Below are 22185 nucleotides of genomic sequence, written 5' to 3' on the forward strand. Positions count from 1 at the left end.
CGTCTTCGTCATTGACATGCTGTCTTACGGTGTGCATAGCGTAAATATAGAAGGGCTGCGCCCTTCATCGTGCTCGCTAGTTTCTCGTTTGTTTCGTTTTTTTTTTTCAAAAACAGAGCGGGCCTCGCGGTTTCCCCGGGGGTGTGGGGTGTCAAGTGGTGTCCTCTCCCGTTCGGGCCCCGCCGCTACCGGGACCGCCTCGTCCTGATGGTGGTCGTCGGCGCCGTCGTCGCGGGCGTCACGAGCGTCACGGTCGGTCCGCGCTGGGCGGCGTCGATCGGGTGGGCGGCCGCGTGCGCGGTGTACGTCGTCACCGCGCTGCCCCTGCTCCGGGCGGACGCCGACCGGACCGCGCGGCTCGCCTCGCGGGAGGACCCGCGGCGGACGGTCTCCGACCTGCTGCTCGTTGGTGCCGCCGGTGCGAGCGTCGTCGCGCTCCTGGTCGTGCTCAGCACCGCGAAGGGGCTGCACGGTCCGTCGCAGGACCTCGCAGCGGCACTCGGCGTGGTCAGCGTGGCCCTGTCGTGGATGCTCGTGCAGACCCTGTTCACCCTGCGCTACGCCGAGCTCTGGTACAGCGGGACCCCGGGCGGCATCGACTTCAACCAGCAGGAACCCCCGCGGTACTCGGACTTCGCCTACTTCGCCCTGACGGTGGGGATGACGTACCAGGTGTCGGACACCTCGATCACGGCGAGCAGGATCCGGGTGGTGACGCTCCGGCACGCGCTGCTCTCGTTCTTCTTCGGGACCGTCGTCATCGCGAGCGTCGTGAACCTCGTCGCCGGACTCGGGAACTGAACCTTCGGAGCAGTGTCCTGAAGATGTGCTCAGCCGCCAGTGCCCGCTCCCAGCCTGGGGAGTGGGGCGAAAGGGGGACAGCGCGAGGGTGACGCGACACCTTCTTCCCCCCGTTCGGGGGTGGCACAGAAGGTACCGTTCGGCCGCGCTGCGCCCCACCGGAGGGCCGCGCTCAGGGAAACGACAGGGAATCAACTACTCACATGAAGAACGACACACGGAACACGAGCGGGCGCCGGAAGCGTCGCATCGCCACCGGCGCGGCGTTCGCGGCGGCCGGGGCACTCGTCATCGGCATGACGCAGCAGGCGACACCCTCGGAGGCGGCGACGGACTCGCTCACCGCGATGCCGAAGGGCGACCTGTACTCGAACGGCCGCACCTGGAAGCAGTCGTACGCGGAGGACTTCGACCGGGACGCCCGCCTGGGCAGCGTCCTGCGGGAGTACCCGGAGATGGAGGCCTACTCCGGCTACTCGGACACCAGCGGGCGCGGGTACTACGCCCCCGACAAGGTGCTCAGCGTCAGCAACGGCAACCTCGACTTCCGACTGCACACGGAGAACGGGCGCCCGCTGGTCGCCACCGTGCTGCCCGACGGGTACGCGCCGCACGAGACCGGCCGGGTCTCGATCCGCTACAAGACGACGGACACGCCCGGCTACAAGTTCGTCGGCATGCTCTGGCCCACCGACGACGACTGGAACAAGGGCGAGATCGACTGGCCCGAGGGCGACCTCGACAGCACGGTGCGCCCGGCAGCGGCCATCCCCGGGACGTGGTCCCGGGGCATGATGCGCTTCGATTCGAGCGTGCAGCGGCACACGTCGACGACGCAGAGCAGCGGGTACCACGTCGCGACGACCGAGTGGGACCACGGAGTGGTCCGCTTCTACTGGGACGACCAGCTCGTCTCGCAGACCTGGTCGGGTGTGCCGAAGGACCCGATGCGCGTGACGCTGCAGGCCGAGACCGCGATCACCGGCGACGTCCCGTGGTGGGCCGACGGCCACGTCGACATCGACTGGATCTCGATCTGGGACTGATCGCGTCCCGTCGCGACCGGTGACGGACGGGAGGCGCGTGGCGGCCTAGCCACGCGCCTCCCGTCCGTCCGTCGGTCCGCTCCCGACGGCGTCAGGCAGGCAGCTCCGCATCCTGCGCGACGGCGTCCTGCTGGACGGCGAACTGGGTCCGGTGCAGCTCCTCGTACCGGCCGCCCGCGGCGAGCAGTTGCTCGTGCGTGCCGCGCTCCACGATCGAGCCGTCCTCGACGACGAGGATCAGGTCCGCACTCCGGATGGTCGACAGGCGGTGGGCGATGACCATCGCGGTGCGCCCCTCGAGCGCCTCGCTCAGCGCGGCCTGCACCGCCGCCTCCGACGTGGAGTCGAGTGCCGCGGTCGCCTCGTCGAGGATCACCACGCGCGGCTGGGCGAGGAGGAGGCGCGCGATCGTCATGCGCTGCCGCTCACCACCCGACAGGCGGTAGCCGCGCTCCCCCACCATGGTGTCCAGCTGGTCGGGCAGCGACCGGACGAGCGGCTCGAGCCGTGCCCGTCGGACGGCGTCCCAGACCTCGTCGACGGTCGCCTCCGGTCGGGCGAGCCGCAGGTTGGCGAGGATCGTCTCGTGGAACAGGTGCCCGTCCTGGGTCACCATGCCGAGGGTGTTGCGCATGGAGGCGAAGCTGACGTCCCGCACGTCCGTGCCGCCGAGCCGGACCGCGCCGCTGTCGACGTCGTAGAGGCGCGCGAGCAGCTGCGCGACGGTCGACTTGCCCGCCCCGGACGTGCCGACGAGGGCGACCGTCTGTCCCGGTTCGATCCGGAACGAGACGCCGTGCAGCACCTCCTCACCGCCGCGGGTGTCCAGCGTCGAGACCTCCTCGAGGGAGGCGAGCGACACCTTGTCCGCCGACGGGTAGGCGAAGCGCACGTCGTCGAACTCCACCGCCACCGGGCCGTCGGCGACCGTGACGGCGTCCGGCTTCTCCGTGATGAGCGGTCGGAGGTCGAGCACCTCGAAGACCCGCTCGAAGCTCACCACCGCGCTCATGATCTCGACGCGGGCGTTCGCCAGGCTGGTCAGCGGCGCGTAGAGCCGGGTGAGCAGGAGTGCCAGGGTGACGACGTCGCCCGTGTTGAGCTGCCCGCCGAGTGCGAGCGCGCCGCCGAGCCCGTAGACGAGCGCGAGGGCGAGCGCGGCCACGAGGGTCAGCGCCGTGACGAAGACGAACTGCAGCATCGCCGTCCGGACACCGATGTCGCGGACCCGGGCAGCGCGGACGCGGAACTCCTCGGCCTCCTCGTCGGGGCGCCCGAAGAGCTTGACGAGGGTCGCGCCCGGGGCCGAGAAGCGCTCGGTCATCTGGGTGCTCATCGCCGAGTTGTGGTCGGCGGCCTCGCGGCGGAGCGCGGCGAGCCGGGTGCCCATCCGGCGTGCGGGGACGAGGAAGAGCGGGAGCATGACCACCGCGAGGACGGTCACGAGCCACGACGTGCTGAGCATGACGGTCAGGGTGAGGATCAGCGCGACGAGGTTCGTGACGACGCCGGACAGGGTCCCGCTGAAGGCCTGCTGCGCGCCGATCACGTCGTTGTTGAGCCGGCTGACGAGCGCTCCCGTGCGGGTGCGGGTGAAGAACGCGATCGGCATCTTCTGCACGTGGTCGAACACGGCCGTCCGGAGGTCGAGGATGACCCCCTCACCGATCCGCGCCGAGTACCAGCGCGTCGCGAGCGAGGCACCGGCGTCGGCCACGGCGACGACGGCGATCAGGACGGCGAGCCCGACGATCGTGCCGAGCGCCCCGCGGGCGACGATCACGTCGATCACGCGACCGGCCAGGACCGGCGTCGCCACCGCGAGGAAGGCCCCGACGACCGACAACAGGATGAAGACGACCAGTTTCGACCGGTACGGCACGGCGAACGTCATGATCCGCCGGAACGACTCGCGCGAGAACCCGCGACCGCTGTCCTTCGCCGACGAGATCTTGTACAGCGAGCTCCAGGCTGCGCCTTCCATGCTCATGGCAGTTCCTTCCCGGGGCGCCGGGCCCGGTTCGACGGGCGTGGGCCCGGTGGTCACGTCCCGGCGACGGTGCGCCGCGGACCCGAGCCAGCCTACGTCCGCGGTCAGTGCTGCGGGTGCGTCGTCCGCCCGCGGTCGGTGCTGCGGGTGCGTCGTCCGTCCGCCGTCAGTGCTGCGGGTGCGTCCCGAGGAGCAGGTGCGCATCGAGGAGCGGCGCCGCCGTGGCGGAGCGGACCAGCGCCTCCGCTGCCTGTCGCACCGCCCGTCGCTCGTCCTCGGACATCCGGCGGAGCGCCCCGCGGAACTCGGCGGCGCGGCGATCGAGCACCTGCTCGACGAGGGCGGTCGCCGCGGGCTGGGCCGTGACGGTGACCTCGCGTCCGGACACCCGTCTGCTGACCCAGTCGTCGCGGACGAGCCGGTCCACCATCCTCGTGATGCCGGACGGCAGCAGGCCGAGCTCGTCGGCCAGGTCTCCCGCGCGCAACGGGCCGCGGGTCACGAGCAGCACGAGGATCCGGTACTGCTGCAGGGTGACGTGCTCGAGGGCCGGGGCGAGCGAGCGCAGCACGATGCCGAGCCCGACGACCGACGCATCGACGACGACGGACTCCGTCCCCGCTGCGGACTCCTCGGCACTGGTCACCGGGTCAGCCTAACGGCGTCCCGCGCTCGTCCTCGAGGAACGCTCGTCGTGGACGACCACGCTCACCGATCGGTGCTGCGGTGGTCCGGCCGGAACCCGTTCTCGGTCCCCCAGAGCACGGCGTCGACCCGGTTCTCCGCCCCGATCTTGCTGTAGAGCGTCCGGATGTGGGTCTTGACCGTGTTCGGGCTGAGGTGCGTCAGCTCGGCGATCTCCGTGTTGCGCTTGCCCTGGGTGATGAGCGCGAGGATCTCGGACTGGCGGTCCGAGATGCCCTCCGCGCGACCGGGCCACCGGACCCCGGGACCGCTCGGCACCCGTCGTCGGGGCGACTCGAGCACGCGCTCGCCGGCAGCGACCCGCTGGAGCCCCTCGGCGAGGTGCTCGGCGGTCGAGCTCTTCGCGAAGTACCCCGTCGCGCCACGCGCCACCGCCGCGTCGATGAGGTCCTGGTCCATCTTCCACGTGAAGACCGCGACGGTCCGGATGCGCGGGTTCGATGCGAGCCGGTCGATGTCCTCGTCGTCGGGTTCAGGCTGCGCGAACGTGTCGTAGAGCGCCACGTCGACATCCACCGTGACACGGCGTCGGGCGTCGAGCTGCACGACGTCGATCCGGTCGGCGAAGGGCGCGAGCATGTCCGCCAGCCCGCGCAGCACGAGCTCGTAGTCGTTGACCAGGGCCACGCGGATGCGGTCGGACATTCCGTTCCTCTCAGGACCACCCCTGGGGGTGAGACGAGCGCCGGGCGGCGCTGATTCGTTCGGATGTACCACGCTACTGACGCCGTTGTACCCCGGTCCGAGCACTCGCTGGGACCGGGGATGGTTGCCCAGGAGCAAGTTTCTCTGGTCGGCGACGAACCGCCACCACCACCCACCGGAAGGACCCCCATGTCGGACGCACTCGCTCCGTGGAACGCGACGCTCACGCTCGCGGAGCACTCGATCATCGTCTACGCGCTCTCCGTCGCCGGACTCGCGCTCTTCGCGTTCTTCGTGAAGTCGCTCGTGTCGACCAACGAGGTCAGCGGGCGGTACCGCGCCGGCGTGTACGCCGGCATGACCATCACCGGCATCGCCTTCCTGTCGTACGTGCTCCTGGTCGTCGAGTTCGCGCTGGGCTACGAGCGCCGGGGCGACTCGTGGGTGCCGAACGCCAACGCGATCCTGTCCTGGGCTCCGCGCTACTTCGACTGGACCGTCACCGTGCCGCTCCTGGTGATCGAGCTCCTCGCGGTGGCCACCCTCGCCGGCGCCGCAGCACGCCGTCTCCGCGCCGTCGGCATCGCCGCGGCGTTCCTGATGATCAGCACCGGCTTCATCGGCGGCGTCGCCGTCGACTCCGGCACGAACACGGGCGCGCTCTGGCTCTGGGGCGTCGTCTCCGGCGTCTTCATGGTGATCCTGTACGTCCTCGTGATCTACGTGGTCGTCAAGGGCGGCCGTGACCTGGCGGGCACCCCCGCCGCTGCGACGCTGCGCAACGCCGGCATCCTGCTCATCGTGACGTGGCTCGCCTACCCGATCGTCTTCGGCCTGCAGGGCTGGGGCCACGGCGGTGCGGTCATCACCTGGATGCAGGTCGTCCTGTCGGCCGCGGACATCGTCGCGAAGGTCGGCTTCGGCTCGCTGATCCACAAGATCGCCAAGCTCCGTTCCGCCGAGGACGTCCGTGCCGGCGTCGACACCCTGCCCGAGGCGCTCTGGATCTCGTCCGAGAAGCTCTCGGACGGCGTCCTGCCCGGCACCGTCGCCGTGGACGACACCGCGCTGTCCGGTCGCGGCGAGCGCCGTGTCCGTCGCTGACACCGGCACGACGACGACACCGGGGGCCGGAGCGCGCGTCGCTCCGGCCCCCGGTCCGGTCCGGACGACCCTCCCGGAGCGCGTCGACGTGGCCGTCGTCGGCGGCGGGTGCTCGGGGCTCTCGACAGCCGTACGGCTCGCAGCGCTCGGCGACCGTTCCGTCCTGGTGCTCGAGGGCCGGGCCACCCCGGACCCGCGGTCGTGGTGCTCGTGGGACGACGGCACCGACCCGCTCCCCGAGGCCCGCTCGGCGTCGTGGGACCGGTGGGAGGTCCGGACCGAGGACGGGACGAGCGTCGGCTCGGATCCCGACCACCCGTACGTCCTGGTGCGGGCGTCCGACCGGTCCGCCGCCGCCGCGTCCCGTGTCGCTTCGGACGGGCGGGTCCGCATCGTCCGGGGCACCCCCGTCGCGGCGGTCCGACGCAGCGACGCCGACACGACCGACGACCGGGACGTCGTGGTGCACACCACCGACGGTCCCGTCCGGGCCGGCCGCGTCCTCGACGCCCGCGGACCCCGGTGCCCCACGGACGTCCCGGCCGGTCGGGTGCTGCTCCACCAGCGCTTCGTCGGACGGTGGGTCACCACGAGCCGCCCGGTGTTCGACACGACGACGGTGACGCTCATGGACTTCGGCGGCCAGGAGCCGGGCGGTCCCGTGCGGTTCGTCTACGTGCTGCCGGTGACGCCGACCGAGGCGCTCGTGGAGAGCACGCTGTTCACGCCCGACCCCGCGGAGGCGTTCGACCACGAGGACCACGTCGCCCGCTACGTCTCGCGACGGTGGGGTCTCCGGGCGGACGAGTGGCACGTGACCGACGAGGAACGCGGGTGCATCCCGATGACGGACACCCCCGCGCCGCCGGACGCCCGGTGGGCCGCTGCGGACACCGTGACCGGGACCACCCGTCCCAGCAGTGGCTACGGGTTCGCGCGGAGCAACCGGCACAGTGCGGTCGTCGCCCGGCACCTCGTCGACGGCACACCCGTCCCCGCGTTCTCCGACCGGTTCCGCACGCGCTTCCTCGACGCGGTGTTCCTCCGGTTCCTGCGGGACCGCCCCGAGCAGGCCGCGGAGGCGTTCCGTCGCCTCTTCGCGCTGCCCGGTCCGCTCGTCGTGCGCTTCCTGTCGGAGCGCTCGTCGGTGGCGGACGACCTCCGGATCGTGCTCGCCCTGCAGAAGCGTCCGTTCCTCGCCGCGCTCGTGCGGACCCTCGCCGACGCCGTCGCGCGCCGGCGCGAGGTCCGGCCGTGACGGCGGCGACGGCCGTCGACCGGAGCAGGGCCGTGGCGCCGGACGCGGCGGTCCCGCCCGCACTGCGGACCTGGGTCACCGACCGGGTCCTCGCACCGGTCACCACGGCCCTCGCCGCGGTGGCCCTGACGTGCGCGGTGCTCGGCCTGACGGGCGTGGCCGTCCCGATGGCCGTGCAGCTCGTGCCGTTCGCCGTGAGCGTGCTCGTCTTCGGGCTGCCGCACGGCGCCCTCGACCACCTCGTCCCGGCACGGCTGCGCCCGGGGACGAGCACCGTGCGGTCCGTCGTCGTGGTCGTCGTGCTCTACCTGGTGGTCGGCACGCTCACCGCGGCGCTGTGGGTCGTCGCCCCGCTGCTCGGCTTCGCGGTCTTCGTCGGCATCACCTGGTTCCACTGGGGCCAGGGTGACCTGTTCGTCGACCGGCTGCTCGGGGACGGTGCGCCCGGTCCGCTCGGGTCCGTCCTCACGGTGGCCCTGCGCGGTGCCGTGCCGATGGTGGTCCCGTTCGTCGTCCAGCCGGACGCGGCGCTCCACGTCGTCGTCGACACCGCTGCGGTCGTCGGCGGCGGGAGCGGTCCGTCGGTGCTGACCGTCCCCCCGGGCGTCCGGATCGCCGGGGCGGTCCTCGTGGTCCTGCTCGTCCTGCTGCACGCCGCTGTCGTCCACCGGGCGGGCGGTCCCCGCTGGCGGCAGCTCTCGGAGGACGCCGTCCTGGTGCTGTTCTTCGCGGTGGTCCCGCCGGTCCTCGCCGTGGGCCTGTACTTCACGCTGTGGCACGCGGTGCGGCACGTCCTCCGTCTCGAGCTCACCGACCCGACCAGCGCCGAGCTGCTGCACCGCGGTCGCCTGCTCGCGCCGTTCCTCCGGTTCCTGCGGCAGGCCTGGCCGATCACGGCGATCGCGATCGCGGCCCTCGTCGTCCTCGCCGTCGTCGTCCGACGCGCGGACCTCGGGGTCTACCTCGCGCTCATCGCCGCGCTGACGACCCCGCACACCGTCGTCGTCACCTGGATGGACCGCGTCCAGCACACCTGGGGCCGGGCGCCGTCCGACCTCGTCCCGTCTCCCACAGCCCCGGAGGGCACCCCGTGACCGTCTCGAACCCCGCCCCTCGTCCGTCCGGGCTCCGCACCGGTGCCGTCTTCGCCGGACGGGTACTGGTGATCGCCGCCGCGGTCGGCCTGGTCGGGTGGATCGCCGTCACCCTGGCGAACGTCGTCGTCCCCCTGCTCATCGGACTGGTCGTCGCAGCGCTGCTCGTCCCCTTCAGCGCCCTGCTGCAGCGGCACGGGGTGCCGAAGTGGCTCGCGATCGTCCTCGCGCTGCTGTCGCTGGTCGCCGGCGTCGCCCTGCTCGTGTTCCTGGTCGTCTGGCGCGTCAGCGAACAGTTGCCGAGCCTCGAGGACCGGACGGTCTCGCTCATCGGCAACGTCCAGGAGCTGCTCCGGCACCCGCCGATGGGGCTGCCGTCGGTCGACCTCGACACCGTGTCGACCGATGCCCGGACGTTCGTCCAGCGGCACGCTGCCGACCTGCAGCGCGGGGTCGTGGTCGCCGGCGCCACCCTGGTGCACCTCGGCGAGGGGCTGTTCATCGTCACGTTCGTCACGATCTTCGCGCTCACCGGCGGACGGCGGATGTGGGAGTGGGTCGTCTCGCTCTTCCCGAGGGCCGCACACCACCGACTCGGGGTGGCGGGCGAGGCCGGGTGGACCACCCTGACGCACTTCATCCGCGTGCAGGTCGTCATCGCCGCGACCGACGCGCTCGGCATAGCCCTCGGCGCCGCCCTGCTCGGGGTCCCGCTCGCGGGGCCGATCGGGGTGGTCGTCTTCGTCGGGGCGTTCATCCCCGTGGTCGGCGCGTTCGTCGCGGGAGCGGTCGCGGTGCTCCTCGCCCTGGTGTTCCAGGGCTGGGTGGTGGCCCTGGTCATGCTCGGGGTCGTCGTGCTGGTGCAGCAGTTGGAGGGGCAGGTCCTGCACCCGTTCCTGACCGGCTCGGTCGTCGCCGTCCACCCGTTGGCGGTGCTCCTCGCCGTGATCGCCGGCACGACGATCGGCGGCATCGCGGGCGGGTTCTTCGCGGTGCCGCTCGCGGCGACCGCGAACTCCATGATCCGCGCCGCGCGACAGGACGACCCCGACGTCGAGGTCGCCCTGCCGATCCCGCGGAGCGCCGAACCCGCGAGGTGACGGCGGAGGGGCCATGCTGGCAGCCGTGAGCGAAGCCTTCGACCTCGGACCCGTCCCGCAGCGCGTCCCCGTCGACGCGCAGCTCGTCGCGACGCTCGTGGCACGGCAGTTCCCGCAGTGGCGCGACCTCCCCGTGCAGCCGGTCGCGGACGACGGCTGGGACAACCACACCTTCCGCCTCGGCGACGCCCTGTCGGTCCGTACGCCGAGTGCGGCGGCGTACGCGCTGGCGGTCGAGAAGGAACACCGGTGGCTCCCCCGGCTGGCCCCGCAGCTGCCGCTCCCGGTCCCGGTGCCGGTCGCCGGGGGCCGACCGGACACCGGGTACCCCTTTCCCTGGTCGGTGTACCGGTGGCTGGCGGGCGAACCGCTCGCCACGGCACCGGTCGCCGACCCCGGACGACTCGCGGAGGACTTCGCCGAGTTCCTCCTCGCCCTGCGCGCCGTGGACCCCGAGGGAGGCCCGGGACCCGGTCTGCACGACTGGTTCCGCGGTGGACCGCTGCGGACCTTCGACGGTCTGGCGACCGAGGCCCTGCACGCGCTCCGGGGTCGGGTCGACCTCGACCTCGACCTCGCCCGGGCGGTCTGGACGGACGCACTCGAGACGCCCTGGGACGGCGTCCGGACCTGGTTCCACGGCGACCTCGCCCCGGGGAACCTCCTGGTGCGGGACGGCCGGCTCGGTGCGGTCATCGACTTCGGCACCTGCGGCGTCGGCGATCCCGCGTGCGACGTCGCAGCCGCCTGGACCCTCCTCGACCCGGCCGGGCGGCAGGTGTTCCGCGACCGCCTGCAGCTGGACGACGACACGTGGACGCGCGGACGCGGCTGGGCGCTGTGGAAGACGCTGACGACGGTCGCGAGCAGCACCGGCCGCACCGACGGGACCGCTGCCCGCTCCCTGGCGGTCCTCCACGGCCTGCTCGAGGACGCCCGGTCCCCACGCTGACAGCGGTCGGACACGCGCACCGGTGGTGCGGAGGGACGGACGGGAGGCGCGTGGCGCGGCCGCCCCGCGCCTCCCGTCCGTCAGCGGGTCACGTCGGTCGGTCGCACCGTGACCGGAGCCAGCCAGCGGGTGAGGCACACCGCCGTGCAGGCGCCCGCGGCCGCGATGGCCGTGAGGACGACGATCTGGAACCGACCCGCCTCGATCGGGGACAGCCCGCCGAACACCGCACCGACGAAGGCGCCTGGCAGGGTCACCAGCCCGGTCGTCTTGGTCTGGTCGACCGTCGGCACGAGCGCCGCGCTGACCGCTCGGCGCACCAGGCGCTCGGTCGCACGTCGCGGTGCGGCCCCGAGTGCGAGCCAACCCTCGACCTCGTCCCACTGGTCGGACACGAGCTCGCGGAACCGGCGTCCGCTGATGGTCGCGATCGTCATGGCGTTGCCGATCACGATGCCGCCCACCGCGAGGGCGTAGCGGGGGCTCAGCTCGATGGCGCCGGTGCCGAACACGACGACCCCGGTCACGACGATCCCGGCGGCCATCGACGCCCCGACCGGCAGGGCGGCGCTGGCGATCCCGCCGAGGCGTCGAGCCGCCGTGAGGACCGCGACCGTGAACATCACCAGGAGTGCGACCGCGATCAGCGCCGGTGAGCGGATCACCCCGGACAGCACGAGGCTGATGACGGCCAGCTGCGCCGCTCCGCGGACGATCGCCAGGGCCGGTGCCCACGGCGCCTCGGCCCGCGCCAGAACGAGCACCGCCGTCGCGATGCCGATGAGCAGCAGGACGCCCGACAGCGTGGGCACCAGGTGACCGGTCACTCGCACTCCTCTTACGCCGGTCGCACCGCGGCGCGCCGCCGTCCTCGTCCTCCCAGTGAACATGACCGGCGGACCGGCGGACCGGCGGACCGCCGCGCCGCGAGCACGGCCGACGGATCGGCGCCGGCGACGAGGGGGCGCGAGGGCGACCGTCGGCGTTCGGGTCGGTGACGGTCGCCCTCACGCGTGGACGACTCGGCGGCGCCGTCTCGGTGAGGGCTCGTTCGTCGTCGAACGTGGGCGACGGTTCGGGTCCGTGCAGCTCCCCCACGAGGAGGGTACGACAACGAACCGACGGATGCTCATGGATGGGTCAGTATCGTGCGGGAACCCGCACGGCGTCCGACCCGGCAGCTTCCTGACACCTGATGCGACACGTCGCCGAACGACGGGAGGCACCCCGCGCCACGGAATCCCGTGGCGCGAGGTGCCTCCCGTTGTGGAGATCGCGGCCAGGCCCGGCCAGCCAGGCCCCGGCCAGCCCGGCCCCGACCCGCCGGACCCGCCCGACCAGCCCTACCGCTTCAGGTTCGTCAGCTCCTGCAGCACCTCGTCCGAGGTCGTGATGATGCGCGCGTTCGCCTGGAACCCGCGCTGCGCCACGATCAGGTTCGTGAACTCCTGCGACAGGTCGACGTTCGACATCTCGAGCGTGCCCGAGGCGAGCGAGCCGATGCCGGCCGACCCGGGGACGCCGACGTTCGCGTTGCCCGAGTTCGCGGTCGCGCGGTAGCCCGACGCCCCGGTCTTCTCGAGGCCCGCGGGGTTGGCGAAGGTCGCGAGGGCGATGCGGCCGATCGCGAGCGAGGACCCGTTCGAGAAGGAACCGACGAGCGTGCCGTCCTTCGAGATGGAGTAGCCCTGCAGCGAGCCGGCCTCGTGGCCGTTCTGGGACGAGATCGACGCGGTGTTGAGCGTCGCGAAGCCGGACAGCTGCGTCATGTCGACGGTGATCCCACCCACCTGCATGGTCTGGCCGCTGGTGATCTTGCCGTCCGCGCCGAAGGTGATCGCGCCGGTCGCCGAGGTGCCCTGCCCGTTCGAGGCGGAGACGGACCAGCCGCCGGCGGTGCGGGTGTAGCCGAGCGACAGCGTGTGCTTGGTGCCGTACTGGTCGTAGACCGTTGCGTCGCGGTTCAGCGTCTGGCCGACGGCGGTGTCCGACGGCAGGTTGCCGCTGACGGTCGCCGAGCTCGTGGCGGTCGCCGGGGCGGCCGCGTCGACCGGCAGCATGATGTCGCTCAGGCCGCCGCCGTCGTTGACGACGCCGTTCGTGGCGGAGTAGCCCTGGACGATCTTGCCGTCGGCGGTGACCAGGCGGCCGTTCGCATCGAAGTCGAACGCACCCGCCCGCGAGTAGACGGTGTCGTTGCCGAGGCGCGTCACGAAGAACCCGTCGCCCGAGATCATCAGGTCGGTGGCCTTGCCGGTGGCCTGCGCCGAACCCTGGGCGAAGTTGGTCGAGACGCCGGCGACCTGCACGCCGAGGCCGATCTGTGCGGGGTTCGTGCCGCCGATGCCGGTCTGCGGTCCCCCGGCGCCCTGGGTCATCTGCGACAGGGTGTCCTGGAAGACGGTGGTCGACGACTTGAAGCCGACGGTGTTGACGTTGGCGATGTTGTTGCCGGTGACGTCGAGCATCTGCTGGTGCGAACGGAGACCGGAGATGCCGGAGTAGAGCGAGCGGAGCATGGTGCGACCTTTCGTGGAAGGAAGACGAGGTGGGGAAGAGGGAGGAGGGAGCGGGTCAGGCGGACTTGATACCGGAGATCACGTCGAGGTCGACCTCCTTCCCGTTCACGGTCACGGTCGGCACGCTCGCGGCGTACGACACCGCGGTGGCGGTCCCCGAGACCGCGGTCCCGGTCGTGGCGTCGGTGTAGCTGACCTGCTTGCCGACGAGGTTCGCGGCGGCCATGCGCATCTGCAGCGAGAAGTTCTCGTTGGCCGTCGTGGTCTGGTTGCTGACCTGTTCCATCATCGCGAGCTGCGTCTGCTGGCTGATCATCTGGTTCGTGTCCATCGGGGACGACGGGTCCTGGTTCCGGAGCTGCGTGACGAGCAGCTTCATGAACACCTCGGAGTCCATCGTCTGGGACTTCTTCGCGCTCGCGGTCTGCGCGACCGCGGCGGCCTGGGTGGCCGCGTCCACCGATCCGGTGATGCCGTCGAGGGGCATGGTGGTCCTCCTTCGGTCCGCGTCAGGCGAGGACGTCGAGTCCGACGGATCGGACGGTGGTCGGGCGGGTGGTGACCGGTGCGGTCGTGGTGGGGCGGGCCTCCGGGCCGGCTTCCGGTCGGAAACCTGCGGGGGTCCGCCGGTCGTCACGGCCGGGCTGCGCGTCGGGGTGGTTCTGCGACGACAGGTCGAGCGTGGTCACGACCGCGCTGCCGGCGGCGTCGCGGCGCAGGTCGGGCAGTACCTGGCGGACCGCGTCACGGCCCGCGTCCGACGCCGCGAACAGCTCGACGTGCATCCCGTGCGCGGTGACGTGGGCGCGCACCGTCACCGGACCGAGCGCGTCGGGCGAGACCTGCACGGTCACGACGTGCTCCCCCGGACCCGCCTGCGCGAGCGTGAAGAGCGGACGTGCGAGCTGCTGTGCGAGCGGGGCCGGGGCGTTCGCCGTGGCGGCGCCCGCGACGGTCGCCGGCGCAGTCGACGCGGGGATGGGGACCACGAACGGCGTCTCGCCGCCGCGGGTCGGGAGCACGGCCGGGAGGCCCGCGTCGCCCTGCCCGGTCGGCCCGCGGTCCGCCCCGTGGCCGGTCCTGCCCCCGGTGGCCGGTCCGGTCGACACGACCGGTGCACCGGTGGTCGCGGCCGTCGCCGCCGGGGCCGGCTGGCCCGGACGGACGGCCTCCGCGGCGTCGCGTTGCGGGGCGGCGGCCGGGAGTCCGCCACCCGGCGTCGGGGTCGCCGGGGCGGCAGTGAGGGCGGGTGCACCGGCGGGGGCGTCTTCCGGGGTCGGGGTCGCCGGACCGACCGGCTGCGCCGCGGGGGCGCGTCCGGCCACCCCGGTCGCGGTCGGGAGGGGGCTGCTCGTCGCGGCTCCGCCCGACGCCGGGGCGGTGCTGCTGCTCGGCGTCGAGGGCACGGGCGCCGGGACCACCGACGCGGTACCGGCGCTGCCATCGCCGGCGGGGCGGCTCGTGGCGCCCGCGCCGAGGGCGGTGGTGGCTGACGCCGTCGCGGGGGTCGCAGCGATCGCCGCGTCGCCCGCTGCCGTCGCGATCGGGGTCCCCGTCGCGGGAGCAGCGGCGTCGACGGGCACGGTCGGCACCGGGGTCGGGACGGGCAGCGCCCCGAGCAGGGCCGGGTCGACGAGCGAGGCCGACACGGCGACGGTCGGAGCGACGACGGCCGGAGCGACGACGGCCGGGATGACGACGGCGGGAGCGGTCGTGGTGGCGTCCTCCGTGCCGGAGCGATCCGGGCCGGGCTGCTGCGCGGAGTCCGCTCCGGTCCCGGTGACGGCGGCGAGGGCGGCGTCGAACGGCACGGACGACGTACCCGCACCGGACTGCGCGCCGGCGGGGCTCGCGGGAGCGGCGGGGCGTGCGGGAGGGGCCGCGATCGTCATCGTGCTCACGCGGCGCTCCCCGATCGCATCATCGACAGCAGGGCCGCCGTCTGCAGGTCCGTCGCGGACTGCAGCGCGGTCGCCGACGATGCCGCCGGGACCGCCGCGGGTGCGGCCGCCTCGCTCGGCACGATGCGACGGATGGTCGCGATGTCCGAGTCCTTGTACCAGTTGTCGACGATGCGGACGTCCTTGCCCGGACGCGGTGCGTGCAGGACCTTGCCGTCGCCGACGTAGATGACGATGTGCTGCTCGCCCTTCGGGATGATGAGGTCGCCGGGCTTCGCCTCCGCGAGCGATCCGACCGGCACGCCCATGTCCGCCTGGTCCGGCACGACGCGGGGCATGGTGACCCCGAGGTCCTTGAACACCGTCTGCACGAGGCCCGAGCAGTCCATCCCGGAGCGGCTCTCCCCACCGAACACGTAGGGCACCCCGAGGTACTTCTTCGCGGCGGCGACCACGTCGGACCCGGTGGCGCCGCTGCCGGTGGCGAGGGTGCCGCGCCCGGCGTCGACCGAGGTCGCGGGGGCGGCGGTCGCCGGTGCCGTCCCCGCAGCGGTCGCCGCGGCGGACGCGCCCCCGGGAGCTGACGCGGTGGCGAGGGCATCGGCGAACGCGCCGGTCGACGCCTCGGTCGAGGCGGTCGAGCCGGTCGTCGAGCCGTTCGTCCGGTCGGTCGTCGGTGCGCGCAGGGCATCGATCTGCGTGCGGATCTCGGCGATCCGGGAGAGCACGGCGTCCACGCTCATCGGGCACCACCTTCCGTGCGGCGTCGTGCCGCGATCTCGTCGAGGGCGTTCTGTTCGGTGCGCAGGTCCTCGGCTGCCTGCTCCCGGTCGTGGTGCGCCTCGAGCTTCTCGAGCCCCAGGGCGGCACGCCGCGCGGTGTTGAACGTGGTCTGGGCCTCGTCGGCCTCGGTGCGTCGCGACCGCGCGACGGCGTCGAGCTCCTCGAGCATGCCCCGGGTCGAGGCGCGCGCCGCGGCGAGGGCACTGAGCGTCGCCGCGTCGGTCACCGCGCTGGTCTCCTCGCGGTCGGCGAGGTTCCGGCGGGCCGCGATCCGAGCGTCGGCGGCGTCCCGGACCCGGTCGTTGGCGGCGGCGAGGGCGGCCGCCGCGCGGTCCTGCTCGGCGTGCCGGAGGCGGAGGAGCCCGGCGAGGGGGAAGCGTCGGGCCATCAGGCGGCCACCCCCAGCCGTGCGACGAGGGCGTCGAGCGCGCGCCACGACGTGTCGGCGTCCGCCTGCTCGTCCATCCCCTGGCGCAGGAACGCGTCGATGGTGTCCTGGTGGTCCACGGCGGCGTCGACGAGGGGGTTCGATCCGCGCTGGTACGCCCCGACGTCGAGCAGGTCCTGCGCGTTCCGCCGGGCCGCCATCACCTTCCGGAGCGCAGTCGCCGCGGCGCGCTGCCACGGCTCGGTGACCTTCGAGGCGACGCGGGAGATCGACCCGAGGGCGTCGACCGACGGGAAGTGCCCGGTGACGGCGAGCTTCCGGTCGAGCACGACGTGCCCGTCGAGGATGCTGCGGGCGCTGTCGGCGATCGGCTCGTTGTGGTCGTCCCCGTCGACGAGCACGGTGTACAGCCCGGTGATGCTCCCGACGCGGTCGGTCCCGGCGCGCTCGAGCAGTCCGGCGAGCACCGAGAACGTCGACGGCGGGTACCCCCGGGTGGCAGGCGGCTCCCCCACGGACAGGCCGATCTCGCGCTGGGCCATCGCGACGCGGGTGAGCGAGTCCATCATGAGCACGACGTCCTGCCCGGCGTCCCGGAAGGACTCGGCGATGCGGGTGGCGACGAACGCGGCGCGCAGACGCATGAGGGCCGGCTCGTCCGAGGTCGACACGACGACGATCGAACGGGCGAGCCCCTCGGCGCCGAGGTCGTCCTCGAGGAACTCGCGGACCTCGCGCCCGCGCTCCCCGACGAGGGCGATGACGTTGACCGCGGCGTCGCTGCCCCGGGCGATCATGGACAGCAGCGACGACTTGCCGACACCGGACCCGGCGAACAGGCCCATGCGCTGCCCGCGCCCCACGGTGGTCAGGGTGTCGAGCACCCGCACGCCGAGCTGCATCGGCGCGTCGATCCGGGTCCGCGCCATGGCGTTCGGGGTCGGGTGGTCGAGCGGTACCCAGCCGTCGGTGTCGAGCGGCCCGCGGTCGTCGATCGGCCGGCCGAGGCCGTCGAGCACGCGCCCGAACAGCCCGGCACCGGTCGGTACGAGCACCGGACGACCGGTCGGACGCACCGGGGTCCCGGCGGTGACGGCGACGAGGCGGCCGAGCGGCATGCACCGGACACCGGTGGCGTCGGTGGCGACGACCTCGACGGCGGTCTGCGGGCCGTCGTCGGCGCCGACCGTGACGACGTCGCCGATGCGGGCGTCGAGGCCCGCGACGGTGAGCCCGAGGCCCACCGCACTGGACACGACGCCGACGCGCTGCGGACCGGCCTGCGCGACGGCCTCGTCGAGGCCGTGCGGGCGGAGGAGCGTCGCGGTCACCGGGTCACCCCGAGGGCGTCGCGGGCGCGGTCGAGTGCGGCGCCGAGCCGCGCGTCGAGCATCCCGTCCGGCAGGTCGACGACGGCGTCGCCGTCGCGGAGCGATGGGTCGCCGACCACCGGGACCGTGAACCCGGCGTCGGCCACCCGCGCCGCGTCGGCGGGGCTGACCCGGACGGCCAGGGCGACCGTCGCGTCGACCGCGGCGAGTGCGCGCCGGACGGTGGCCTCCGCACCGGGGGCGGGCAGCGCCTCCCGGCCGTCGTCGACACCGTCGGCCGCCGACCTGGCGGTGCGGACCGAGTACCCGACGACGGCCTCGGCGAGGTCGAGGGACGCCTGCACGAGCGACTCCTCCGCGTCCCGCAGGACCGGCACGACCTGCGACAGCAGCGCGGCGGTGGCGGCGTCGAGGACCTGCACGCGACGGACCGCCTCGGCGTGCAGCGCGGTGAGGCGCGCGGCGTGCTCGGCCTCGAGCCGGGCGCGGAGCGCGTCGGTCTCGGCCTGGGCGGCGCGGAGTCCGGCCGCGTAGCCGGCGGCGTGCCCCCGGACGTCCGCAGCGGCGGCGAGGTCGCGCGTGGTCGCGCTCCCGAGGACCGGGAACGCGACGCGCTGGACGACGGTGTCAGTCAACGAGCTCGTCCTCCTCGGCGCGGTGGACGGTGATCGTGCCCTGGGCCTCGAGCTCGCGGACGGAGCGGACGACCTCGGCGCGCGCTTCCTCGACCTGCGACACGCGGACCGGCCCCATGTTCTGCAGCTCGTCGTCGAGCACCGAGCGGTTGCGCTCGGAGACGTTCGCGCGGATGGTCTCGACGACCGGCGCGGGTGCACCCTTCATCGCGGTCGCGAGCAGCTTCGAGTCGATGCCGCGCAGCACCTGCTGGATGTCGCGCGACTCGAGCTTGACGATGTCCTCGAAGGTGAGCATCCGCGACCGGATGTCCTCGGCGAGCTCGGGGTCGCGCGCCTCGAGTCCCTCGAGCACGGCCTTCTCGGTCGCGACGTCGGAGCGGTTGATGATCTCGACCAGCGGCGCGATGCCGCCGACGACCTCAACGCTCTCGCGCGGCGACACGACCGCGCCGGCGCGCTGCCGCAGCACCCCGGCGACGATTCCGACGGCCTCCGGGGTGGCGGTGCCCATCGTCGCGAACGCCTGCGCGACGTCCGTCCGGGTGCGGTCGTCGACGCCGGCGAGCACGGCGCTGGCCTGTCCGGGCTTCAGGTGCGCGAGCACGAGGGCGATGGTCTGCGGCAGCTCCCCCTCGAGCAGGCTGACGACCTGGCCGGGTTCGGCGTCGTCGAGGAACTCGAACGACTGGCCGGCGAGGTTCGACGCGAGCCGGTCCATCACGCCCGCGGCGCGTTCGGACCCGAACGACGCCTCGAGCAGGCCGAGCGCGGCGTCCTTGCCGCCGCGCTTCTGCACGCGACCGCGCTGGGTGATGCGGTGGAACTCGGACATCGTCCGGTCCACGACCGTGTCGTCGACCCGACGCATGCGGACGATCTCGGCGGAGATCTCCTCGGCCTCGAGCTCGGTGAACTGCTTCATCACCTCGGCGGCGCGCTCGGTCTCCATCTGCATGAGGATGAGCGCGACCTTCTGCGAGCCGGTCAGGGCGCGGTCGGCGGTCCCGCCGCCAGCGGGGACCGGGACGAGGGCGCTCACACCGACGTCCGGTCGTCGAGCAGGCCGCGGAGGAGGTCGGCCGTGCGCTTCGGGTCGCGCTCGGCGAGGGCGGAGATCTCCTGGCGACGACGCTCGGCGCTGATCTCGTCGGTCGTGAGCACCTCGGTCGGGGCGTCGTCGTGCGGCAGGGTCGGCAGGGCGACCGTCGGCGCGTCGACGTCGCCGAGTGCCAGGTCGTCCTCGACGCCGAGCGGCAGCTCGAACGTCTCACCGGCGAAGGCGTCGAGCTCGCCGACGTCCACCGCCTCGCGGGACTGGCGGCGACCGCGGCGGGCCAGGACGATCGCCAGCACGACCGCGGCGGCGAGGACCGCGGCGATGATGCCGGCCGTGCGGATGGTCGACCACATGGCCTGCTGCTGCTCGTCCTGCTGTTGCTGCTGCAGTGCCTTCGCGGCGTCCTTGGCGGCGGTGTCGTCGAAGTCCATCATCGCGACGCGGACCTGGTCGCCGCGGGTGTTGTCCGCTCCGGCCGCCGCCGACACGAGGTCGTTGATGCTCTGCAGGTTCGCGTTCTGCACCGACTGGGCACGGGAGTTCAGCGCGACCGAGATGGTCTGGCGCTGCACGCCACCGGCCGGGATCTGCGTCGTCTCGGTCGTCTTGTCGACGGCGTTGTTCTTCGTCGCCGACTCGTTCTCGTAGCCGCCGTCGCCGGAGGCCGCGGTGCCGTTCGTGCCGTTCGCGGTGCCGTTCGGCACGGCGATGTTGTCCGGGCCGAGGACCCCGGTCGCACCCGCACCCGCGCCGGACCCGGAGCCGTACTGCTCCTTCGTGCTCGACTCGTTGAGGGCGACGGGGCCGCTCGTGGGCTGCGCGAAGCTCTCCGACGTCCGCGTGCCCGACTCCTGGTTCATGGTCGCCGAGACGACCACGCTCGCGTTGCCCGGGCCGAGCGTCGTGTCGAGCAGGTCCTGGATCTTCTGCCGCGTCGTGGTGTCGTAGTCGGCGGCCTGGTCGGCGCCGCTGCCGGTCGCGCCGGTGCCGACGGCCGAGAGGGTCTGCCCCTTCTGGTCGACGACCGACACGTCGGTGGGCTGCATGCCCTCGACCGCCGCGCTGGTCAGGTGCACGATCGACTGCACCTGGTCCGTCGTCAGCTGGGTCCCGTTCTCGGTCGCGACGAAGACCGACGCGGTCGGGTCCTTCTCCTCGGACACGAACACGGTCTTCTCCGGGATCGCGAGCTGCACGGTGGCGGTCTTGACGCCGTCCATCGCCGAGATGGTCTTCGCCAGCTCGCCCTCGATCGCCCGCTTGTACGTGACGTCCTGCTGGAACTCGGAGCTCGTGACGCCCATCTTGTCGAGCAGCGAGTACCCGCCCTCGTTCGACGACGGCAGGTTGTTCGACGCGGCCTTGAGCCGCTCCGAGTACACCTTGTCCTGCGGCACGAGGATCGTCGCGCCGCCGTCCGTCAGCTGGAACGGCACGCCGTCGGTCTGCAGCTGGTCGGTGATCGAGCTGGCGTCCGCCGCGGCGAGACCCGTGAAGAGCGGCGCGTAGGACGCCTTGCCGAGGAAGCTCGCGAGCGCGACGCCGCCGAGCACCAGCGCGGCGATGCCGATGACGGCGATCGTGCGCTGTGCGGCGGAGAAGCCCTTGACGTAGCCCGTCAGGCGGGCCCACGCGTTCTGCATCGCGGCGGGCATCAGGCCTGCATCCGCATGATCTCGTTGAACGCGTCGACGCCCTTGTTGCGGACGGCGGCGACGAGCTCGAGGGTGACCTGGGCGCGCGTGGACGCGATGGTGGCGTCGTGGATGTCGTCGAGGTTGCCCGTGACGGCCTTGAGCGCGAGGGTCTTCGACGTGCTCTGCAGCTCCTGCAGGCCGTCGACCGCGTTGGTCAGGCTGCTCGCGAACCCGTCCCCGGTCGCGGTCGCGGCGCCGGTGCCGGTGGTGCCGGTCGAGGGCGCGGTGCCGGTGACGTCGGTCCCGCCGAAGGCGCGGGTCATCGCGTTCGTGGTCACACCGTTCAGTGCGTCGATGGGCATCAGTTCTTCCCGATCTGCAGTGCCGCCTCGTAGGCGGTCTTCGCACGGTCGACCACGGCGGCGTTCGCCTGGTAGCCGCGCTGGGCCATGATGAGGTCCGCCATCTGCGTGCCGAGGTCGATGTCCGGCATGCGGACGTAGCCCTCGGCGTTCGCGAGCGGGTTGTCCGGGTCGTACGTCACGCGACCGGCGGCGCTGCCGAACGCGGCCCCCTTGACGTAGGCGCCCGAGGTGCCGGCGCCCTCCTGGACCTCGACGTAGCGGGCCTGGAAGGCGGAGTCGTCCATCGACCGGACGGTGTTGACGTTCGCGATGTTGTCCGAGATCGCGTCGAGCCACTTCCGGTGCACGGTGAGGCCGGTGCTCGCGATGCCGATCGCGTCGAAGGTCGTCACGAGTTCGTCCGCATCGCCGTGCGCAGGCTGGTGGCCTCGCCACCGACCGCCTGCGTCGCGAACTGGTACCGGAGCACGGTGTCGATGTTCGACAGCGTCTCCTGGTCCAGGTTGACGTTGTTGCCGTTCGTGTTCGTCGGCTCGAGGCTCCGGGCGGTGGTCGCCGTCGCGTGCCCGTCGCCGTGCACGATCGAGTCCGCGAGGGCGTCCTCGAAGCGGACCTTCTCGGCACGGTAGTTCGGCGTGTTGATGTTCGCGATGTTGTTCGCGATGGTGCGCTGTCGCAGCGACAGGCCGTCGAGCGCACTCTGCAGCGCGACGCTCGTCACGGAATCGAACACGTGGGACCGGTCCCCTCGGTGCGCGACGTCGTCCGACGTCGCCGGGTTGGAGGTGGCCGATCCGTGGCCGGGAGTGGTGAGCGATCCGTGCTCGAGGTGCGCTATCGACGGCGGCCGTCGGCGGCGTAAGTGCTCGCC

General features: G+C 72.8%; 23 protein-coding genes. 7 read left to right on the forward strand and 16 right to left on the reverse strand.

From position 1 onward, the window contains the following. Positions 1-207: 207 nt before the first annotated feature. Positions 208-801, forward strand: coding sequence for a DUF1345 domain-containing protein (locus H7A69_RS08900; RefSeq protein WP_182046714.1), 594 nt, complete (start codon positions 208-210; stop codon positions 799-801). 203 nt (positions 802-1004) lie between these two features. Further along, on the forward strand, positions 1005-1847 hold the full coding sequence (locus tag H7A69_RS08905) for a glycoside hydrolase family 16 protein (protein WP_182046715.1): 843 nt from the start codon (positions 1005-1007) through the stop codon (positions 1845-1847). A 91-nt stretch (positions 1848-1938) separates the two neighbouring features. On the opposite strand, the gene H7A69_RS08910 is transcribed toward H7A69_RS08905, so the two are convergent. From H7A69_RS08910 to H7A69_RS08920, 3 genes are all read right to left on the reverse strand, one after another. Next, the gene (locus H7A69_RS08910) at positions 1939-3837 is read right to left on the reverse strand and encodes an ABC transporter ATP-binding protein (protein ID WP_182046716.1); all 1899 of its coding nucleotides are present in this window, start codon (positions 3835-3837) and stop codon (positions 1939-1941) included. Positions 3838-4003: 166 nt separating this feature from the next. After that, the gene (locus H7A69_RS08915; RefSeq protein WP_182046717.1) at positions 4004-4483 is read right to left on the reverse strand and encodes a MarR family transcriptional regulator; all 480 of its coding nucleotides are present in this window, start codon (positions 4481-4483) and stop codon (positions 4004-4006) included. Positions 4484-4545: 62 nt separating this feature from the next. After that, positions 4546-5187 carry a response regulator transcription factor gene (locus tag H7A69_RS08920; protein WP_069710973.1) on the reverse strand — a complete coding sequence of 214 codons (642 nt, stop codon included), beginning with the start codon at positions 5185-5187 and terminating at the stop codon, positions 4546-4548. Between the two features lie 189 nt (positions 5188-5376). Between H7A69_RS08920 and H7A69_RS08925 the strand changes: the two genes are divergently transcribed. The 5 genes from H7A69_RS08925 to H7A69_RS08945 are packed head-to-tail and all read left to right on the forward strand — an operon-like array spanning position 5377 to position 10695. Further along, the gene (locus tag H7A69_RS08925; RefSeq protein WP_182046718.1) at positions 5377-6291 is read left to right on the forward strand and encodes a bacteriorhodopsin; all 915 of its coding nucleotides are present in this window, start codon (positions 5377-5379) and stop codon (positions 6289-6291) included. Beyond that, entirely contained in the window at positions 6278-7549 is a 1272-nt protein-coding gene (locus tag H7A69_RS08930) for a lycopene cyclase family protein (RefSeq protein WP_182046719.1), read from the forward strand. The genes H7A69_RS08925 and H7A69_RS08930 overlap by 14 nt, the downstream gene beginning before the upstream one ends. After that, positions 7546-8643 (forward strand): Brp/Blh family beta-carotene 15,15'-dioxygenase, encoded by a 1098-nt coding sequence (locus H7A69_RS08935; RefSeq protein WP_182046720.1) that lies wholly within the window; start codon positions 7546-7548, stop codon positions 8641-8643. Before H7A69_RS08930 ends, H7A69_RS08935 begins: the two co-directional genes overlap by 4 nt. After that, positions 8640-9743, forward strand: a complete 1104-nt coding sequence (locus H7A69_RS08940; RefSeq protein WP_182046721.1) for an AI-2E family transporter — start codon at positions 8640-8642, stop codon at positions 9741-9743. Before H7A69_RS08935 ends, H7A69_RS08940 begins: the two co-directional genes overlap by 4 nt. A gap of 25 nt (positions 9744-9768) precedes the next feature. Then, positions 9769-10695, forward strand: a complete 927-nt coding sequence (locus tag H7A69_RS08945; protein WP_259346155.1) for an aminoglycoside phosphotransferase family protein — start codon at positions 9769-9771, stop codon at positions 10693-10695. 80 nt (positions 10696-10775) lie between these two features. Here the strand turns inward: H7A69_RS08945 and H7A69_RS08950 are convergent, their stop codons facing one another. The 13 genes from H7A69_RS08950 to H7A69_RS09010 all read right to left on the reverse strand — a co-directional run bounded on the left by H7A69_RS08950 (position 10776) and on the right by H7A69_RS09010 (position 22047). Further along, positions 10776-11528 (reverse strand): ABC transporter permease, encoded by a 753-nt coding sequence (locus H7A69_RS08950; protein WP_259346156.1) that lies wholly within the window; start codon positions 11526-11528, stop codon positions 10776-10778. A 510-nt stretch (positions 11529-12038) separates the two neighbouring features. Further along, complete coding sequence (locus H7A69_RS08955) at positions 12039-13214, reverse strand: flagellar hook protein FlgE (RefSeq protein WP_069710977.1); 1176 nt, start codon at positions 13212-13214, stop codon at positions 12039-12041. 55 nt (positions 13215-13269) lie between these two features. Beyond that, a complete protein-coding gene (locus tag H7A69_RS08960) occupies positions 13270-13701 on the reverse strand; it encodes a flagellar hook assembly protein FlgD (protein WP_069710978.1) in 432 nt (143 codons plus the stop codon). Between the two features lie 22 nt (positions 13702-13723). Continuing rightward, positions 13724-15106: a flagellar hook-length control protein FliK gene (locus H7A69_RS08965; protein WP_259346160.1), complete on the reverse strand. Its 1383-nt coding sequence runs from the start codon at positions 15104-15106 to the stop codon at positions 13724-13726. Positions 15107-15111: 5 nt separating this feature from the next. After that, positions 15112-15858, reverse strand: coding sequence for a C40 family peptidase (locus H7A69_RS17625; protein WP_182046725.1), 747 nt, complete (start codon positions 15856-15858; stop codon positions 15112-15114). After that, complete coding sequence (locus H7A69_RS08975; protein WP_182046726.1) at positions 15855-16286, reverse strand: flagellar export protein FliJ; 432 nt, start codon at positions 16284-16286, stop codon at positions 15855-15857. Before H7A69_RS08975 ends, H7A69_RS17625 begins: the two co-directional genes overlap by 4 nt. Beyond that, positions 16286-17617 carry a FliI/YscN family ATPase gene (locus tag H7A69_RS08980; RefSeq protein WP_182046727.1) on the reverse strand — a complete coding sequence of 444 codons (1332 nt, stop codon included), beginning with the start codon at positions 17615-17617 and terminating at the stop codon, positions 16286-16288. The genes H7A69_RS08975 and H7A69_RS08980 overlap by 1 nt, the downstream gene beginning before the upstream one ends. Then, complete coding sequence (locus H7A69_RS08985) at positions 17614-18252, reverse strand: hypothetical protein (protein WP_182046728.1); 639 nt, start codon at positions 18250-18252, stop codon at positions 17614-17616. The genes H7A69_RS08980 and H7A69_RS08985 overlap by 4 nt, the downstream gene beginning before the upstream one ends. Next, entirely contained in the window at positions 18245-19294 is a 1050-nt protein-coding gene (fliG, locus tag H7A69_RS08990) for a flagellar motor switch protein FliG (protein WP_182046729.1), read from the reverse strand. Before fliG ends, H7A69_RS08985 begins: the two co-directional genes overlap by 8 nt. Beyond that, a complete protein-coding gene (gene fliF / locus H7A69_RS08995; protein WP_182046730.1) occupies positions 19291-20967 on the reverse strand; it encodes a flagellar basal-body MS-ring/collar protein FliF in 1677 nt (558 codons plus the stop codon). Before fliF ends, fliG begins: the two co-directional genes overlap by 4 nt. Then, a complete protein-coding gene (gene fliE / locus H7A69_RS09000; protein WP_069710985.1) occupies positions 20967-21311 on the reverse strand; it encodes a flagellar hook-basal body complex protein FliE in 345 nt (114 codons plus the stop codon). The genes fliF and fliE overlap by 1 nt, the downstream gene beginning before the upstream one ends. Next, positions 21311-21706, reverse strand: a complete 396-nt coding sequence (locus tag H7A69_RS09005) for a flagellar basal body rod protein FlgC (protein WP_069710986.1) — start codon at positions 21704-21706, stop codon at positions 21311-21313. The genes fliE and H7A69_RS09005 overlap by 1 nt, the downstream gene beginning before the upstream one ends. Next, positions 21703-22047 carry a flagellar basal body rod protein FlgB gene (locus tag H7A69_RS09010; RefSeq protein WP_069710987.1) on the reverse strand — a complete coding sequence of 115 codons (345 nt, stop codon included), beginning with the start codon at positions 22045-22047 and terminating at the stop codon, positions 21703-21705. The genes H7A69_RS09005 and H7A69_RS09010 overlap by 4 nt, the downstream gene beginning before the upstream one ends. Positions 22048-22185: the final 138 nt, after the last annotated feature.

Origin of the sequence: Curtobacterium sp. ME26, from assembly GCF_903970945.1 — a bacterium.
GTDB lineage: Bacteria > Actinomycetota > Actinomycetes > Actinomycetales > Microbacteriaceae > Curtobacterium > Curtobacterium citri.